We start from the raw sequence: 676 nt of genomic DNA, 5'->3' as shown, positions 1-676 counted from the left end.
CATTTCCCCGTAAGGGGACTGAAACTCGTCTGTCTTTCCGATAACGGCAATGACGTTATGCGTGTCGTATTACCCATTTCCCCGTAAGGGGACTGAAACCCGCATCGAGCATGATACGCGAAAATGAGTTGTCACGTGTCGTATTACCCATTTCCCCGTAAGGGGACTGAAACCACCATTTGATACCTGTAATTGTCGACGGATTTTCGAGTCGTATTACCCATTTCCCCGTAAGGGGACTGAAACTGACGTTAGCACGATAACCATAAAACGGATTGTTTTTCTGTCGTATTACCCATTTCCCCGTAAGGGGACTGAAACCACCATTTGATACCTGTAATTGTCGACGGATTTTCGAGTCGTATTACCCATTTCCCCGTAAGGGGACTGAAACTCGTCGACTTCCATCCAGGTGTTACAGTCGTTACAGGTCGTATTACCCATTTCCCCGTAAGGGGACTGAAACCACCATTTGATACCTGTAATTGTCGACGGATTTTCGAGTCGTATTACCCATTTCCCCGTAAGGGGACTGAAACTTACGTGTATCCACCAAAAGGATTGCACTTCAACGAGTCGTATTACCCATTTCCCCGTAAGGGGACTGAAACAGCGTTATCTAACGCCTCTCCGAGATTTTTATAGAAGTCGTATTACCCATTTCCCCGTAAGGGGA

Annotated in this window: 1 CRISPR repeat array. The window is 46.6% G+C overall.

Annotated features, from left to right (window positions below):
- Positions 1-63 precede the first annotated feature (63 nt).
- Positions 64-676: a CRISPR direct-repeat array (repeat unit 29 nt; unit sequence GTCGTATTACCCATTTCCCCGTAAGGGGA).

The sequence above is a fragment of the Megasphaera sp. MJR8396C genome (assembly GCF_001546855.1).
In the GTDB taxonomy this organism is placed as follows: domain Bacteria; phylum Bacillota; class Negativicutes; order Veillonellales; family Megasphaeraceae; genus Megasphaera.
This window is presented reverse-complemented; position numbering and strand designations above follow the sequence as displayed.